This window comes from Pseudoalteromonas sp. GW168-MNA-CIBAN-0100 (assembly GCF_040309225.1).
GTDB lineage: Bacteria > Pseudomonadota > Gammaproteobacteria > Enterobacterales > Alteromonadaceae > Pseudoalteromonas > Pseudoalteromonas arctica.
The window spans coordinates 1-258 of record NZ_JBEOOL010000766.1 but is presented as its reverse complement, the minus strand read 5'-3'; the positions used below and the strand labels follow the sequence as shown (position 1 = coordinate 258).

Genomic DNA, 258 nt, shown 5'->3' with positions numbered 1-258 from the left:
GCGCCAGTACTCGTACAAACTTTCTAATAGAATCTTCCCCTAAATACACAACCGCTTGTGGAATTGACGTAATCACTAAATTTTTATTAGCAGAGCGGGCATTAACTAGTTTGAGAACACGTGCGGTTAAACCCACATCTTTAGAAATACGTTGATTAATTTCGTTAAAATCCAAGTCAGGACGAGATGTGCAGCGCAATAAATCAAAAACCGCCATTTTTAACGGCTCAACATTACCGTAACTGAGCATTTCTGGCC

Annotated in this window: 1 protein-coding gene; it reads right to left on the bottom strand. The window is 39.9% G+C overall.

What is annotated here, in order from left to right; all coding sequences use genetic code 11:
• Window positions 1–258: HDOD domain-containing protein (locus AAEY62_RS23340; RefSeq protein WP_350636823.1), on the bottom strand; the 258-nt coding region annotated here is incomplete at both ends.